This window comes from Streptococcus infantis ATCC 700779, from assembly GCF_000187465.1.
In the GTDB taxonomy this organism is placed as follows: domain Bacteria; phylum Bacillota; class Bacilli; order Lactobacillales; family Streptococcaceae; genus Streptococcus; species Streptococcus infantis.
Genome location: NZ_GL732439.1, coordinates 1,360,789 through 1,375,603 on the forward strand (window position 1 = coordinate 1,360,789; position 14,815 = coordinate 1,375,603).

Below are 14,815 nucleotides of genomic sequence, written 5' to 3' on the forward strand. Positions count from 1 at the left end.
AAGATATTGATAGTTTTTATTTTAATTTATAGAGTTTAAAATCTTTGAATTCACTTTGAACCGCTTGATAATTTTCAGCTAAAAGTTGCTCTACTTCTGTCCATAGACTTGTTTTTGTATTCACTACAATCATCTTTGGTTGATTATCTCTCAGATCATTAACAAGTTTGGTACGATTTTCACCAAGTCCTGTATGCAATCTAGGCGAAAGCAACTGACTCGCAGCTAAACGTTCACTAGCCTTATAACTACTTGTCAGATTATCCCAAACATAGATACGGTCTGTAGCTTGAGTTTCCCCTTTGACCTTAGTTTCGATGGCTGTACGTTCTTGATATAGTTCTGCATGAAGTAAATATCGTGATACTACAGGTGCTAAGAATAGGTAAGCAAGAGCTAAGATTGGTAGATAGACATTTCCTTTTACAAAAGCTCCCCATACCGAAGTTTCTTCTCTAGATCGTCTACGGCGATTCTCTCCTTCCGCTTTCTCTATTGGAATTCGTGTCAGCAAAAGAAGCGACAAAAAAGGAAGGAGCTCAACCATACGACTACCATTGATAAGATCTGTAGAAAAAATCTCTAAAACTAATACCAAAATGACAGCTATTGCAGCAGTGATTGATAAGACTGATTGCTTCAATGGTTTATATTTGAAGAGACCTGTCAATGCTAGCGTCAATGCTCCAAGAGCAATTGCTAACAATCCATAAAAGAGGATATTGTCGAGTAATCCCGAGTTAGACGTAAAGTTTAAACTATCTAATGGATAAAGGATTTGACTAATGGCATTTCCGAAACTGCCTTTATAAGCCGTGTAGTATCCAATTGGATAAAAGAAGATTGAAAAACCAAGGCCCGCTGCAAAAAATTGATAGAGACCATGACTCAACTTATTGCGACCAACATTAAAAGCTGTTAGAGCAAAAAATAAGACAAATCCATACAAAGCTGTGACCAAGGGTGCAAAGAAAAATGCTAGAGCCAAGCTAGCTCCAATCCGGATAAATCCTTTGTCATGACTTGGTTCTGACAAATAAGCTGTTACTAAACTCAAGGCATAGAACAAGAATGGGAGGGCTAGAATAGTTGCATATCCCCCACCAAAACTAAGAGCACTAGCCAGGACATAAAAGACCGTCAACACTTGTTGCGATTGCTTGTTTTGTTCCGTCAGATTGTAAGCAGAACGGAAAAGAAAGAATCCAGCACCTACTAAAGCCAACCAATTAAAAACAGCAAACAAAATACTGCCCTTGGTTAAATACTGTAAAAAGTAATAGAGGAGACCACTAGTTCCAAAATAATCTGTGTAGATATCTCCGCTCTGATGCATAGCCCATCCAATATAAAAATCCTGAGACTGCTCCGGACTTATTAACCCTAAGAAGAAGGGTAAAATTACGGACACAAGGACCACTAGAGTACTCAAAAAGAGGATATTCAAAAATGGTAAGCGGGCAGGCTGACGAGTTTCAACCTCGAGTTGCTCCTCATTTTCTACTGGAGCATCCTGACTCCCCATCCAAGTTGGAGTTGGTTCGTCTTCTAATCTGCCATATACGTTCATTCGCTGTCTCCTATATTTTAATTTGTTCTAGTATATCAAAAAGTCTAGTTCTTGTCAGCCTTTGGCGGACGTTCGCTCAACTTTTCAGACAAGGCAACAAAGCGTTCAATCTCATAAAAACGATGATATGAAACTCTTTTATAGCGGTCTAAAAAATTTTTTTCTTCTACTGTCAGCATAGTCATTTCTCCTTTTCTCTTAATTCGAAAAATGAAGAAAAAACTAAAAAAGCTGAATCCCTCAATAGAGAATTCAGCTTTTTATTTTTAGTCAGCTTTCTTTTCTAAGTTTTTAGAAATGCTTCGATTTTTACCTTCAAGATACACCATCAAAATAGAAATATCTGCTGGGTTTACTCCCGAAATACGGCTGGCTTGGCCGATGGTTTCTGGATTGATAAGTTTGAACTTCTGACGAGCTTCGGTTGCGATAGAGTCAATGTCATCCCAGTCAATATTAGCAGGAATGCGTTTTTCTTCCATCCGTTTCATCTTGGCAACCTGATCCATGGCTTTGGAAATATAGCCTTCGTATTTGATTTCTGTTTCAATCAATTCGATAATCTTGTCATCCAAGTCCTCAGCAGCAGGTCCGATAAAGGCCACCACATCTTGGTAAGACACTTCTGGGCGGCGAAGGAATTCCTTAGCTGTCACCGCATCTGTCAATGGCTTGAACCCCATCTCCTCAACCTTAGCATTTGTTTCCTTGACCGGCTTGAGTTTGATGCTGTCTAAACGCTTCATTTCATTTTCAAATTGATTTTTCTTGATTTCAAAACGAGCCCAACGTTCATCGTCAACAAGCCCAATCTCGCGCCCCATCTCAGTCAAACGCATATCGGCATTGTCATGACGAAGAATGAGTCGATATTCTGCACGACTGGTCAAGAGACGGTAAGGTTCAATGGTCCCCTTGGTCACCAAGTCATCAATCATAACCCCGATATAACCGTCACTGCGCTTCAAAATTAACTCAGGCTTGCCTTGGATTTTCAGAGCTGCGTTGATACCCGCGATAATCCCTTGGCCTGCTGCCTCTTCGTAACCAGATGTACCATTTGTCTGACCAGCTGTGAAAAGTCCTGAGATTTTCTTGGTTTCAAGCGTTGCACGCAACTGATGAGGCAAGACCATGTCGTACTCAATTGCATAACCTGTACGCATCATTTCTGCATTTTCCAAACCTTTGATAGAATGAACCAAGTCACGTTGGACATCCTCAGGAAGACTGGTTGAGAGACCTTGCACATAAACTTCTTCTGTGTTTCGTCCTTCTGGCTCAAGGAAAAGCTGGTGACGTTCCTTGTCTGCAAAACGCACAATCTTGTCCTCAATCGACGGACAGTAACGAGGTCCCACTCCCTTAACCACACCTGTAAACATAGGCGCACGATGGAGGTTGTTTTGGATAATCTCATGACTGGTACCATTGGTATAGGTCAACCAGCACGGTACTTGGTCTTTGACATAATCTTCATCACGTGAGGTGTATGAGAAGTGATTTGGCGTTTCATCTCCTGGCTGAATCTCTGTCACATCATAGTTGATAGAGGAAGCCTTGACACGTGGAGGTGTTCCTGTCTTGAAACGACCGATTTCAATTCCAAGTTCCTTGAGATTATCAGCTAGGTTAATAGAAGCCAGACTGTGGTTTGGACCTGATGAATACTTGAGATCTCCGATGATGATTTCCCCACGAAGGGCTGTCCCTGTAGTCACGATAACAGCCTTGGCAGCATACTCTTGATGGGTAGCTGTACGAACACCGACAACCTTACCATCTTCCACCAAAATCTCATCAATCATGGTTTGACGAAGGGTTAGATTTTCTTGATTTTCAACCGTCTTGCGCATTTCCTTAGAGTAAAGTTCCTTGTCAGCCTGCGCACGAAGGGCACGGACAGCTGGTCCCTTCCCAGTGTTGAGCATCTTCATCTGGATGTAACTCTTGTCAATGGTCTTAGCCATTTCGCCACCAAGGGCATCTACCTCACGCACGACAATCCCCTTGGCAGAACCACCAATAGACGGATTACATGGCATGAAAGCCAACATTTCAATGTTGATAGTCGCAAGCAAGACCTTGCAACCCATACGGCTCGCAGCTAGGGAAGCTTCGACCCCAGCATGTCCCGCACCGATTACAATAATATCGTATTCTTCCGTAAAATTATAAGTCATTTTCTCTCCTATTCTTCAAGATGAATGTGTCTTAGTTGGCCGTCCCAATCTGGCAGGGCTGTTTTTAAAAAGGCTGGAACTAGTTGGAAATCCTCAAGCCTGTCTAAGTCAATCCACTCACAGGGTTGTTTTTTCTCATCTTCTTGCATGGTCAATGGGGCATCCTCAAGTAAATCCACCAGATAATGAAACTCGATGTTGTGAAAATAGACACCATCTTCTTCAAAACGATTTTCAACCACGAAAGCTAGCTGCCCAGCTTGAGCTTTGACATCCAATTCTTCACTCACTTCACGCACTAGGGCATCTTCCGTACTTTCATTGACTTGGATGGCACCGCCAATAGTGTAATACTTGTCCTTATCTTTGGTGACTAGGAGCTTGCGGTTTTGAAGAATCAAAGCTGTCGCCCGAACGCCAAAAACCGTATTTCCAACTTTTGTCCGAAAGTCTTGCTGAGTCATTCTTGTCCTTTCCCTTTAAACGACACAAAAACAGTCAAAACTCGTAAGAAGCGCAGGACAAAAAGACCTGCAACATCCATGAGCTTTGACCATCATTTCTATTGCTGTTATTATTGTAGCAAATTGAGAACATTTGTCAATCTAAATGTACTGACAAACTTTGCCATCACGGTAAGCATTATCAATCAAACCACCACCGAGACATTCTTCGCCGTCGTAAAAGACAACTGCCTGTCCTGGTGTAATGGCGCGCTGTGGCTCCGCAAAGATGACCTCTGCCTTATCCCCTTTGACATGTACAGTCACTTTAGAGTCAGGCTGACGATAGCGGAATTTAGCCGTACATTCTAATGTAAATTCCTCTGGCATGTCACGAGTAAAGTGGACTTGACTGGCTTCTAAGCTAGTTGACATGAGCGAATCATGGTAGAAGCCTTGGCCTACATAGAGAATGTTCTGGCTCAAATCTTTACCGACAACAAACCAAGGAGCATTGTCACCGCCGTGTTGTCCACCGATACCGAGTCCGCCACGCTGACCGATCGTATAGTACATCAGACCAGCATGCTCACCCATATCGCGACCATCCACAGTCATCATTCGACCAGGCTGGGCTGGTAAGTAGTTACTGAGAAATTCTTTAAAGTTCTTTTCTCCGATAAAGCAAATCCCTGTCGAGTCTTTCTTCTTAGCAGTCGCAAGACCTGCTTCTTCTGCTAGTTTGCGAACTTCAGGCTTTTCCAAATGTCCCAATGGGAACATAGTCTTTTGTAATTGTTCTTGCGAAAGTTGACTGAGGAAATAGGTCTGGTCTTTGCCATTGTCCACGCCACGAAGCATGTGAACGACTCCATCCTCATCACGCAACACACGGGCATAGTGCCCAGTCGCTACATAGTCTGCTCCCAAGGTCATCGCATAGTCCAAAAAGGCCTTAAACTTGATTTCCTTGTTACACATCACGTCTGGATTTGGCGTGCGTCCTGCACGGTATTCCGCTAGGAAATACTCAAAAACACGGTCCCAGTACTCTTTTTCAAAGTTGACAGAGTAGTAAGGAATGCCGATCTGGTCTGCTACCGCAGCCACATCCTTGTAATCTTCGGTCGCCGTACAGACGCCATTTTCATCTGTGTCGTCCCAGTTCTTCATGAAGATACCGATCACATCGTAGCCCTGTTCTTTGAGTAAGAGAGCCGTCACCGACGAATCGACACCACCACTCATCCCCACGACAACACGTGTTTTAGAGTTATCACTCATGGTAGTTCTCCCATCTATTCGTTTATTCACGATTGAAGGTCGTGTTTGCTATCACGATTGAAGGTCGTTTGAGCAGTTTTCATTATAACATGCTTAGATAGAGAAGACAAGGAAGATGCTGACAAACTATCAACCTCTTCTGTCAATACATGAAGATAGGATACAAAAGAAATCAATTCATTCCCAAATATCTATTCTCTTTAAAAACTTATTTTTAAAATCAACTAAAAATGATATACTTTAATAAGGAGGAATGCGCACATGATTCCATATATACACCATCATCCATGTGCGTAGAACTAATGTGAACAACTACAAAGATATTCTAAAATCAAAAAATACTATTTTTATTATTACACTTATTGCAGGTATTGGACTTTTGACAGGCTTAGTCCTCCATCAAGAAAAAATCCAAGCAGAGAGAGGGAACGTTGCTCTCATCAAACAACAAAAAAATCAACAAGATGTCGAACAAGTAAAAAACGCCATTAAAGACTTCAATATTGATTCTGAAACCATTATAGAAGATTGGAAAAAAATTCAAGAATTAAAACCAACTACTGATGAAGGCAAAAAGACATTAGCAGACTTTCTCGCTTCTACTGCCGATAAAGTCACAAATCATTATAGTGAAAAAGCTTTGAAATTAGATATAAAGGATTCTGATAGCCAGTTTCAAGATAAACAAACACTTGAGACAGCCATCACTTCCTTGCAAAAAATAATAGACATCATTAAAAACATTAATTCTGCCAGCGACCAAGTTGCTCTTGAAGAAAAGATAAAACCAATTCAAGAACTAATCTCTAAATTCCAAAAACAAGTTGAAGTCTTGACCAAAAAAGAAGAAGAAAAAACTACCCAAACGGAAACGACTACTAGAGATGCCGGAATAGAAGCCAGCCGTTCAGAAGATAGTAGCTATATTCAAAGCTATCCAGAAACAAATGGAAGCATATCTAATTCCCAAGCACCTGCAGCTGAGCAGTCTTCATCTGGTAGTACTAGTAGTGGAGGAGATAATAGCGCTAATACAGGAGGTCAAACTGCTGATTCTTCAGGTTCTCAATCAGAGTCTAATAGCGTTACAACCAGTTCGTCTAACTAATAATCTAGATGGCGAAATCCCATAAACTTGTAAGCCCTCAACACCAATGTTTATAATGATCTCTCATCAAATGCAAACACACAAAAAGAGCCTTAAACGGCTCTTTTTTAGGGCTCTATGATATTTGTAGTTGGTAAATTCCCTATAGATATTATGGAGCCAATTATTGATAAAAACTTTAGTCATCTTCGTCTCTATAAAAATATTTTCTATACACCCTTGATAATATCAAAATTAATGCCCATATTGTACTAAGAGCTATAATAATAGAATTTATTGGATTTATTTCAGTATGTCCAATCACTAGTCCAATTATTGGACTAGTAGACATGTTTAGATATAATAAAAATGACAAAATATGATGTTGTTGCTGAATCTCTCAACTCTTTATCTTTACAATGGTGATAAGTTACTTTGCAAACAGCTTTGGTACACTCTCTTGGAGAAAGCAAAAATAAGCAGACAGTATGACACACTTGCGTTTTCCTATATTCGTATAGGCATTTGTACTAATGATGCTCAGTTGATACAAAATGGACTCTCCTTAGCTAAGCTAGTAAAAGATGAGCTCTTACTAACAGAACTAGAGCGAGAAGTTGATATCTTTGTAAACAAAAAAGAAAGTCATTGAGACTTTCTTTTCTATATCTTCTTAGTACCAACCGTTGTTAAGCCAGAAGTTCTTAGCAGCTGTCCATGAACCGTAACGTCCTGCAACATAAGCGTCTGCTACACGTTCTTGGTTTTCAGCTGAGTAGTTGCCGTTCAAGTAAGAATCTGTCAATTGGTAACGTCCGATATAACGTCCGTTTGTCGCTGTGTAGCTACCGCCTGATTCTTTTTGAGCGATCCATTCTTTCGCTTCTGCTTCAGATCCGCTTACAGTTGCAGCTGGAGCTGAGTAGCTTTCTGCTGCTGCAGGTGCTGAAGCTGGAGCTTCGTAAGTTTCTTCGTATGTAGTTTCTTCTACAACAGTTTCAGCAACTGCTGGAGTTTCTTCAACTTCTGCTACAGGTGCTTCTGTTGTTGTAGTTTGGGCAACTGGAGCTTCCCCATCAATAACCAATACTTGGTCAATAAAGATAAGGTCAACATTTTTAATGTTGTTCAATTTAGCTAATTTTTCAACTGTTGTGTTGTAAGTCTCAGCAATTTCTGAAAGAGTATCTCCAGGTTTAACTGTATAAGTTTTTGTTTCTTGTGCAAAAGTAAGTGATGGTGCAAGGAAAGCAAGTACAACTGCAAATCCTGCAAGTTTAGTCTTAATATTTAATTTCATTTAAAAAAGTTCTCCTTTTTTCTTATACTACCATGATACCTTTCTAAGGTTACTATTTGTTAACGAATTTGTGTAGAAATGTTACAAAACTGTGATTTATTTACTTAAAAAAGCCACTTTTTGTTACAAAACCCTTGTTATAAAAGCTTTTTAATCTTTTTATATATTTCAGAAAGTAATTAAGCACTTACATCTAATCTTTGCTATAATAGAAGTAAGAATCTTTTTAAGGGGAAACAGATGCAATCACTTCGTTTTCAATCTGTCTTTGATATCATTGGACCAGTCATGATTGGGCCATCTAGTAGTCACACGGCAGGAGCTGTTCGTATCGGTAAAATCGTTTCATCTATCTTTGATGATACTCCAACGGAGGTTGAATTCCAGCTTTTTAACTCTTTTGCAAAAACCTATCGTGGACACGGGACAGACCTTGCCCTTGTAGCTGGTATTTTGGGAATGGATACGGATGATCCTGAAATTCCAAATAGTTTAGAAATTGCCCACAAGCGTGGCATTAAAATCGTGTGGACCATCCAAAAGGACAGTAATGCTCCCCACCCAAATACTACGAAAATCACTGTTAAGAACGATCATAAGACTATCAGTGTAACAGGAATTTCAATCGGCGGTGGAAATATCCAGGTCACCGAACTCAATGGTTTTGCCGTATCTCTCAACATGAACACCCCTACCATCATCATCGTTCATCAAGATGTTCCAGGTATGATTGCTCATGTGACTGAGGCTCTTTCTCGCTTTGATATCAATATCGCTCAAATGAATGTAACTCGAGAAAAGGCTGGGGAGAAGGCCATTATGATTATTGAAGTTGATAGTCGTAACTGTGAAGAATCTATCGAAGAGATTCGGAAAATTCCTCATTTGCACAATGTCAATTTCTTTCAATAGGAGAAAATATGTTTTACTCTATCAAAGAATTAGTCGAACAAGCCGAACTTGATTTCCAAGGAAATGTTGCTGAGCTCATGATTGCTACTGAGTATGAGCTAACTGGGAGAGAGCGTGAGGAAGTTCTCCTCCTCATGGAACGTAACCTCGAAGTCATGAAAGCTTCCGTTGAGCTTGGTCTCAGCGAAAAGAAATCTCGTAGCGGTTTGACTGGTGGTGATGCAGCTAAGCTCGACCACTACATCAAAAAAGGAAAGACCTTATCAGACTTCACTGTCTTGTCTGCCGCCCGTAACGCCATTGCCGTTAATGAGCACAATGCCAAGATGGGCCTTGTGTGTGCGACACCAACCGCAGGTAGCGCAGGATGTCTTCCTGCAGTTCTCACATCTGCTATTCAAAAGTTAGATTTAACGCATGAACAACAACTAGATTTTCTCTTTGCTGCTGGTGCTTTTGGGCTTGTCATTGCTAATAACGCTTCTATCTCGGGAGCTGAAGGAGGCTGTCAAGCCGAAGTTGGATCTGCCTCTGCCATGAGCGCTGCTGCCCTAACTCTAGCTGCAGGTGGAACTCCTTATCAAGCGAGTCAGGCTATCGCCTTCGTTATCAAAAACATGCTCGGTCTTATCTGCGATCCAGTTGCAGGTTTGGTTGAGGTTCCATGTGTTAAGCGTAATGCCATGGGAGCAAGCTTCGCCTTCATCGCAGCTGATATGGCTTTAGCTGGTATTGAATCAAAAATCCCAGTTGACGAAGTCATTGATGCCATGTACCAAGTAGGCTCTAGCCTCCCAACTGCCTTTCGTGAAACTGCCGAAGGTGGTCTCGCAGCCACACCGACAGGCCGTCGCCTTCAAAAAGAAATCTTCGGCGAATAATTTCAAGATTACTAGGAGAATCAATGTCATCCCTAACAGCCATCTTTTTCGACTTAGATGGAACCCTTGTGGACAGCTCGATCGGTATTCACAATGGCTTCACCTATACTTTTGAACAACTGGGAGTCCCTAGTCCAGATGCAAAAACCATCCGTGGTTTTATGGGACCTCCTTTGGAAACTAGTTTCGCTAGTTGCTTACCAACTGAGCAGATTGAGCTGGCTATCCAGCTTTATCGTTCCTACTATAAGGAAAAAGGAGTCTACGAAGCTCAGCTCTTTCCACAAATCAAGGAACTACTCACTGAACTAGCTCAACAATATCCTCTCTATATCACGACAACAAAAAATACTCCGACAGCAGTCCATATGACAGCTAATTTCGAAATCGATCATTTCTTTGACGGCATCTATGGTTCAAGTCCTCAAGCAGTGCACAAGTCAGACGTCATTCGTCAAGCTTTGGCAACTCATAAATTGGACCCACAAAAAGTGATCCTTATCGGAGATACTAAGTTTGATATGATTGGCGCCCAAGAAACTGGCATTAAAAAACTAGCGGTTACTTGGGGATTTGGTGACGAAAAAGAACTCATGACCTATCAACCTGACTGGGTCGCTCATCAACCAAGAGACATTTTACGTCAACTATAATTGAAACCCTAAACAAAAAACACTCCAATTTAATTGGAGTGTTTTTTAATTTGTTCTTGCTTTGATCTGTCATTTATTAGCTAGTTACTTCCTTAGTTGGCATTGCAAGCAGGACTAAAAGAATAAATCCTCCCATTGGAGCGAAAGCGAGAAAAATGAAGGTCCAATGAAAGCCTGCATCACGTAAACGACGAACTCTTAGAGCGATACTCGGTATGAATATCACTAGATAAAAAATGATATAAAAACTCAGAATTCCCACACTTGCGATAGGGTCTGCTACTTCTTCTTCAGTGAAGACAGCCTGAAAATAGGTAATATAAAGAGGAATGGACAAAATAGTATTCATTATCCAAACCCACCAAAAGTCCGGACGCGTTGAACGGCCTGAAAAGTCTGCAAACCCTTTAAAGAAATTTTTATAAGCGTTAATCATATGATACTCCTAATTATATGTTAAACAGGCATAAGAACTACCAGACAAGATTCAACCGTAAAGCAAGAATCTCTTAGTTCTTATCTGATTCTTCGAACGGTGTATCTTCGATGCCTTCTTCGACATTAACTGCCTGAGATTCACTATAGTTTACCACTTCAGTTTCTTTTGTCGGCATAGCGAAAAGAATCAAAAGAGCTATCCCTCCCATTGGAACAAAGCGAAGGAAGATAAAGGCCCAGAGAAAACCAGCATCACGCAAACGGCGAACTGATAAAGCTAAAGTCGGTACTAAGATTGCTAGGTAGAAAATTGCATAAATAATGACAACTAAACCCAAAACCATAAAAGTAGCTTCGCTGGCTGAATCGCTCACTGAATCCATCACGGCACTAAGAAATACAGTGTAGAAATAGATAATCCAGAAAGGAATAGAAAGGATGAGGTTTCCTAACCAAACCCACCAGAAATCTGGACGCGTCGAACGCCCAGTAAACTCTGCATAATTCTTAAAAAAATTCTTATACGCGTTAATCATATGATACTCCCATTTTTTATTTTATCAGTAGATACTAAACTGTACAGTTATAGAACACTCCCAAATCTAGTAAAAGACCTGGGAGTGTTAGCAAATTATTCGACAAGACTGAAAAATCTTCGTCCTTGTAGCATTCTTCAGATAGTTAATCTTATAGTGTTTCCTTTGTTGGCATAGCTAGGAGCACCAAAAGTACGATACCTCCAACCATTGGAATAAAGGCAACGAAGATGAGCGCCCAATGGAAACCAGCGTCACGTAGGCGACGAACTGTCAGTGCTAGTCCAGGCAATAAAACTGCTAGACTAAAAATGAGATAAATAAATACGAAAAGACCCAAAGTCATAACAGCAGCTTCGCTATCTGGATTTGCCATTGCAGCACCGTATACCATGTAGAAAGGAATAGAAAGGATAATGTTTGCCAACCAAATCCACCAGTAATCTGCGCGAGTTGAACGTCCTGAAAAATCTACATAACCTTTAAAGAAATTTTTAATTGCGTTAATCATAAGTTACTCCCTAATTTTTTATTTACTATAGTTTACCATATCTGTTCAATAATAACAAGTTTGTTCAAAAAACTCTGAAAGTCTCTCGAAATCTAGAAAAAAGATACTATCCGCTCTTTCTCATAAACAGAAGTTGCAGATAGTATCTTATCTATTTTTAGTCAGCATGTGTTGTTTCATTAGCAAAAGCTATGATTGCTCTCTTCAATTCAGAGCCTTGCAAGGTACGGAACTCTTCAATCTTCTGATTGATCATCTCAAGAGGCATTACATTTACTTTACCAACAAAGATTTTGTCCATTACTTGATTGTCAATTAGTTCAGTTGATACAAGCAACTCTTCATATAGTTTTTCACCTGGGCGAATACCTACTTCTACGATTGGAATTTCATTTTCAGTATGACCACTGAGTAGAACCATTTTCTTAGCCAAATCGTAAATGCGTACAGGTTTGCCCATATCAAGGATAAAGACTTCCCCATCCTTTGCATAAGCGCCCGCATGAATCACCAAGCGACTAGCTTCTGGAATGGTCATAAAGTAACGAGTCATTCGGAAGTCTGTCACCGTTACAGGCCCACCTTCAGCAATCTGACGTTCAAAGACAGGAATCACACTACCACGGCTACCGAGTACGTTACCGAAGCGAACCGCACAATAAGTAGATTGGCTACGTTGATTAAATCCAGTGACAATCAACTCAGCCACACGTTTTGTTGCTCCCATTACGTTTGGTGGATTAACGGCCTTATCTGTCGAAATCATGACCATTTTTGGAACTCGAGTAGCGTCAACTGCCTTAGCAACATTATAAGTTCCAAGGATATTATTCTTAAAGGCTTCGTTCGGATTGCGCTCCATCATCGGAACATGTTTATGGGCTGCAGCATGGTAAACAATCGCTGGTTCGTACTGTTCAAAAACTTGAAGCAAACGATCGTAATCTTGAATATCAGCAATGACAGGAACAAAATCAATTTCCTGGAACTTGCGAATCAATTCATGGTAAATCAGATAAATAGAGTTTTCTCCATGACCGAGCAAAATGACACGTTCAGGATTGAAGCGACTGACTTGACGGCAGATTTCTGAACCAATCGAGCCTCCGGCTCCAGTCACCAAGATTGTTTTGCCAGTGATTTCAGAACCCAGACGTGATTCATCAAGCTGAATCTCTTTACGTCCCAACAGGTCCGTGATATCAATTTTCTGGAGACCACCTGCTTGAGGCTGGATACCTTGCACAACTGACTCAATCATCGGCATCTTAAAGCATTTTACACCGATACGGTTACACATTTGTAGGATTCGTTCATATTCAGATGGATCTAGAGACGGAATCGCAACGATAACTTTTTCAACTCTGTAACGTTTAGCCAATTCTGGTAGATCATCATAAGAACCCAAAACTGGGATTTTCCCAAGTTTTTGTCCTTTTTTCTTTTCATCATTATCCAAAATCCCAACTAGTTCAAGGTCACTAGTAGGATGTTGGTAGCTGTTCATAAAGAGCGCGCCACCATCACCAGCACCAATCAAGAAGGTACGACGGTGTTCTCCAGCTCCATTTCCCTTTTTACGTCTTGAGTAAATCAACTGCCAAGTGATACGAGGAAGTAGAATCAAGAAAGTTGTTAATAGGATAAAGAGTACGATAAAGCGGATAGAAAAGAGCGGCAAGAAAGCATAGCAGATCACATAAGATAAGATACTACTGATAGTTACTCCGAAGAAAATCTTCATGAAATCTGTTATTTTGCTATATCGACTAATACTAGCATTAAGCCCCCAGAATCCAATCATCAGTTGGTAGAAAAGGAAGGTTAGACCTGTGTAAATGACATAGTCTACCGGAGCTGGATTAATCAAGCCATAAAATAGAATATAGGAAACAATAATTGATAAGACCATACTGGCAATATCAAAAAATCCCCAAAAAATTTGTTTCTGTTGTTTATTTAATACTTCAACCAGATCAATTACGTAATCTGTTATTTTTTTATTCATGTGAATGGTATCCTCCTACACAGAATCACATTTGCTAGCAGTGATAAGATATAGTTTTAAAATCCTATCAGCTAGACATTACTTGCTGTTTCTTAGAAGTTTCAAAAATATAAACTGTCGCACAAATCCTGGACATAGGGCAACGACAACTTGGATTAAAACACTTTTCAGATATTCGCCATAAGAAATCTGTCCACGTGCGTGCATTCTCTTTCGTGCTTGGCGATAGAGTTTGAGATAGCGAAGACCTCCACGTCGTTCAAACATCCCAGCTCCCACGCGCACCTTACATAGAATTTGATCCACATTTCCAGTTCGAGCTCCTGCACTAATCATATTGAGCCAGAGAAGATCATCTTCCATATAAAGGCCATCCTCGTAGTTACCAGCTTTGAGAACCATTTCTTTTTTGAACATAACAGTCATGTGGTTAAAAGCACTTCTCATACGTTGGTAGACAATGATATCCTCATGCTTAGTCGGTACACGACGGTAAGACACAATCTCGTCAGGTTGGTCGATAAACTCTGCGATATGACCACCTAGCAGGTCCAAGTTTTCTTTTTCCATCAATTCGAACTGTTGTTCGAAACGGTCTTCAACAGCAATATCATCTGTATCCATACGAGCAATGACGTCATATTGGCACTGTAAGACACCGTACTGAAGCGCTAAACCTAAGCCGCGATTTTGCTCAAGTGGACAACGTTTGATTGGAATACTTGACTGTGCTTCCAATTTCTCCAAAACTTGATACAGTTCAGGTGTCAGCGGACCATCTTCGACGATTACCACTTCGCTAGATTTGAGCGTTTGATGTATGATACTCTCTACCGCCTCTTCTAGAAAGACTGGATTTTCTTTAACATAGACTGACATCAGGACGCTAAATTTACGATTTTCAGACACAGTAGTTCTCCAATGTATAGATTTTCTTTCACTATTTTATCACAATTTTTCAGACTTTCCTATTTTTATTTGAATCCCAGAAAAAAACTAGTAAATATAT

16 protein-coding genes are annotated in these 14,815 nt (G+C 40.4%); 4 read left to right on the top strand and 12 right to left on the bottom strand.

The features are described from left to right. Nucleotides 1-16: 16 nt before the first annotated feature. The 5 genes from HMPREF9423_RS09210 to mnmA form a co-directional block, all read right to left on the bottom strand. Nucleotides 17-1,570 carry a hypothetical protein gene (locus tag HMPREF9423_RS09210; protein ID WP_006149025.1) on the bottom strand — a complete coding sequence of 518 codons (1,554 nt, stop codon included), beginning with the start codon at nt 1,568-1,570 and terminating at the stop codon, nt 17-19. Nucleotides 1,571-1,614: 44 nt separating this feature from the next. Further along, entirely contained in the window at nt 1,615-1,749 is a 135-nt protein-coding gene (locus HMPREF9423_RS12755; protein ID WP_006149026.1) for a hypothetical protein, read from the bottom strand. 87 nt (nt 1,750-1,836) lie between these two features. Continuing rightward, nucleotides 1,837-3,753: a tRNA uridine-5-carboxymethylaminomethyl(34) synthesis enzyme MnmG gene (gene mnmG, locus HMPREF9423_RS09215; protein ID WP_006149027.1), complete on the bottom strand. Its 1,917-nt coding sequence runs from the start codon at nt 3,751-3,753 to the stop codon at nt 1,837-1,839. 8 nt (nt 3,754-3,761) lie between these two features. Next, complete coding sequence (locus tag HMPREF9423_RS09220; RefSeq protein ID WP_006149029.1) at nt 3,762-4,217, bottom strand: NUDIX hydrolase; 456 nt, start codon at nt 4,215-4,217, stop codon at nt 3,762-3,764. A gap of 141 nt (nt 4,218-4,358) precedes the next feature. Beyond that, nucleotides 4,359-5,480: a tRNA 2-thiouridine(34) synthase MnmA gene (mnmA, locus tag HMPREF9423_RS09225; RefSeq protein ID WP_006149031.1), complete on the bottom strand. Its 1,122-nt coding sequence runs from the start codon at nt 5,478-5,480 to the stop codon at nt 4,359-4,361. Nucleotides 5,481-5,784: 304 nt separating this feature from the next. Here mnmA and HMPREF9423_RS09230 point away from each other — a divergent pair, with 304 nt between their 5' ends. Then, a complete protein-coding gene (locus HMPREF9423_RS09230) occupies nt 5,785-6,588 on the top strand; it encodes a hypothetical protein (protein ID WP_006149033.1) in 804 nt (267 codons plus the stop codon). 178 nt (nt 6,589-6,766) lie between these two features. On the opposite strand, the gene HMPREF9423_RS12680 is transcribed toward HMPREF9423_RS09230, so the two are convergent. After that, nucleotides 6,767-6,964, bottom strand: a complete 198-nt coding sequence (locus tag HMPREF9423_RS12680) for a hypothetical protein (protein ID WP_080555147.1) — start codon at nt 6,962-6,964, stop codon at nt 6,767-6,769. A 276-nt stretch (nt 6,965-7,240) separates the two neighbouring features. Next, nucleotides 7,241-7,867 carry an aggregation-promoting factor gene (apf, locus tag HMPREF9423_RS09240; RefSeq protein ID WP_006149036.1) on the bottom strand — a complete coding sequence of 209 codons (627 nt, stop codon included), beginning with the start codon at nt 7,865-7,867 and terminating at the stop codon, nt 7,241-7,243. A gap of 240 nt (nt 7,868-8,107) precedes the next feature. On the opposite strand from apf, the gene sdaAB reads away from it, so the two are divergent. From sdaAB to HMPREF9423_RS09255, 3 genes are read left to right on the top strand one after another with little or no spacing between them, the layout of a single operon-like run. Further along, the gene (gene sdaAB / locus HMPREF9423_RS09245; RefSeq protein WP_006149037.1) at nt 8,108-8,779 is read left to right on the top strand and encodes an L-serine ammonia-lyase, iron-sulfur-dependent subunit beta; all 672 of its coding nucleotides are present in this window, start codon (nt 8,108-8,110) and stop codon (nt 8,777-8,779) included. Nucleotides 8,780-8,787: 8 nt separating this feature from the next. Beyond that, complete coding sequence (gene sdaAA / locus HMPREF9423_RS09250) at nt 8,788-9,660, top strand: L-serine ammonia-lyase, iron-sulfur-dependent, subunit alpha (RefSeq protein WP_006149038.1); 873 nt, start codon at nt 8,788-8,790, stop codon at nt 9,658-9,660. Between the two features lie 23 nt (nt 9,661-9,683). Beyond that, nucleotides 9,684-10,313, top strand: coding sequence for an HAD hydrolase-like protein (locus tag HMPREF9423_RS09255; protein WP_006149040.1), 630 nt, complete (start codon nt 9,684-9,686; stop codon nt 10,311-10,313). A 76-nt stretch (nt 10,314-10,389) separates the two neighbouring features. Here HMPREF9423_RS09255 and HMPREF9423_RS09260 read toward each other — a convergent pair whose 3' ends face one another. From HMPREF9423_RS09260 to HMPREF9423_RS09280, 5 genes are all read right to left on the bottom strand, one after another. Beyond that, a complete protein-coding gene (locus HMPREF9423_RS09260) occupies nt 10,390-10,749 on the bottom strand; it encodes a DUF805 domain-containing protein (protein ID WP_006149041.1) in 360 nt (119 codons plus the stop codon). 73 nt (nt 10,750-10,822) lie between these two features. Then, nucleotides 10,823-11,287 (bottom strand): DUF805 domain-containing protein, encoded by a 465-nt coding sequence (locus tag HMPREF9423_RS09265; protein ID WP_006149043.1) that lies wholly within the window; start codon nt 11,285-11,287, stop codon nt 10,823-10,825. 151 nt (nt 11,288-11,438) lie between these two features. After that, nucleotides 11,439-11,798, bottom strand: a complete 360-nt coding sequence (locus HMPREF9423_RS09270; protein ID WP_006149044.1) for a DUF805 domain-containing protein — start codon at nt 11,796-11,798, stop codon at nt 11,439-11,441. Between the two features lie 157 nt (nt 11,799-11,955). After that, on the bottom strand, nt 11,956-13,806 hold the full coding sequence (locus tag HMPREF9423_RS09275) for a polysaccharide biosynthesis protein (protein ID WP_006149045.1): 1,851 nt from the start codon (nt 13,804-13,806) through the stop codon (nt 11,956-11,958). A 78-nt stretch (nt 13,807-13,884) separates the two neighbouring features. Then, nucleotides 13,885-14,715 carry a glycosyltransferase gene (locus HMPREF9423_RS09280; RefSeq protein WP_006155605.1) on the bottom strand — a complete coding sequence of 277 codons (831 nt, stop codon included), beginning with the start codon at nt 14,713-14,715 and terminating at the stop codon, nt 13,885-13,887. Between the last annotated feature and the right edge of the window lie 100 nt (nt 14,716-14,815).

Bases quoted from the DNA above. Each gene is read 5' to 3' on its own strand.
- HMPREF9423_RS09210 (WP_006149025.1), bottom strand. From the start codon at position 1,570: ATGAACGTATATGGCAGATTAGAAGACGAACCAACTCCAACTTGGATG.
- HMPREF9423_RS12755 (WP_006149026.1), bottom strand. From the start codon at position 1,749: ATGCTGACAGTAGAAGAAAAAAATTTTTTAGACCGCTATAAAAGAGTT.
- mnmG (WP_006149027.1), bottom strand. From the start codon at position 3,753: ATGACTTATAATTTTACGGAAGAATACGATATTATTGTAATCGGTGCG.
- HMPREF9423_RS09220 (WP_006149029.1), bottom strand. From the start codon at position 4,217: ATGACTCAGCAAGACTTTCGGACAAAAGTTGGAAATACGGTTTTTGGC.
- mnmA (WP_006149031.1), bottom strand. From the start codon at position 5,480: ATGAGTGATAACTCTAAAACACGTGTTGTCGTGGGGATGAGTGGTGGT.
- apf (WP_006149036.1), bottom strand. From the start codon at position 7,867: ATGAAATTAAATATTAAGACTAAACTTGCAGGATTTGCAGTTGTACTT.
- sdaAB (WP_006149037.1), top strand. From the start codon at position 8,108: ATGCAATCACTTCGTTTTCAATCTGTCTTTGATATCATTGGACCAGTC.
- sdaAA (WP_006149038.1), top strand. From the start codon at position 8,788: ATGTTTTACTCTATCAAAGAATTAGTCGAACAAGCCGAACTTGATTTC.
- HMPREF9423_RS09255 (WP_006149040.1), top strand. From the start codon at position 9,684: ATGTCATCCCTAACAGCCATCTTTTTCGACTTAGATGGAACCCTTGTG.
- HMPREF9423_RS09260 (WP_006149041.1), bottom strand. From the start codon at position 10,749: ATGATTAACGCTTATAAAAATTTCTTTAAAGGGTTTGCAGACTTTTCA.
- HMPREF9423_RS09265 (WP_006149043.1), bottom strand. From the start codon at position 11,287: ATGATTAACGCGTATAAGAATTTTTTTAAGAATTATGCAGAGTTTACT.
- HMPREF9423_RS09270 (WP_006149044.1), bottom strand. From the start codon at position 11,798: ATGATTAACGCAATTAAAAATTTCTTTAAAGGTTATGTAGATTTTTCA.
- HMPREF9423_RS09275 (WP_006149045.1), bottom strand. From the start codon at position 13,806: ATGAATAAAAAAATAACAGATTACGTAATTGATCTGGTTGAAGTATTA.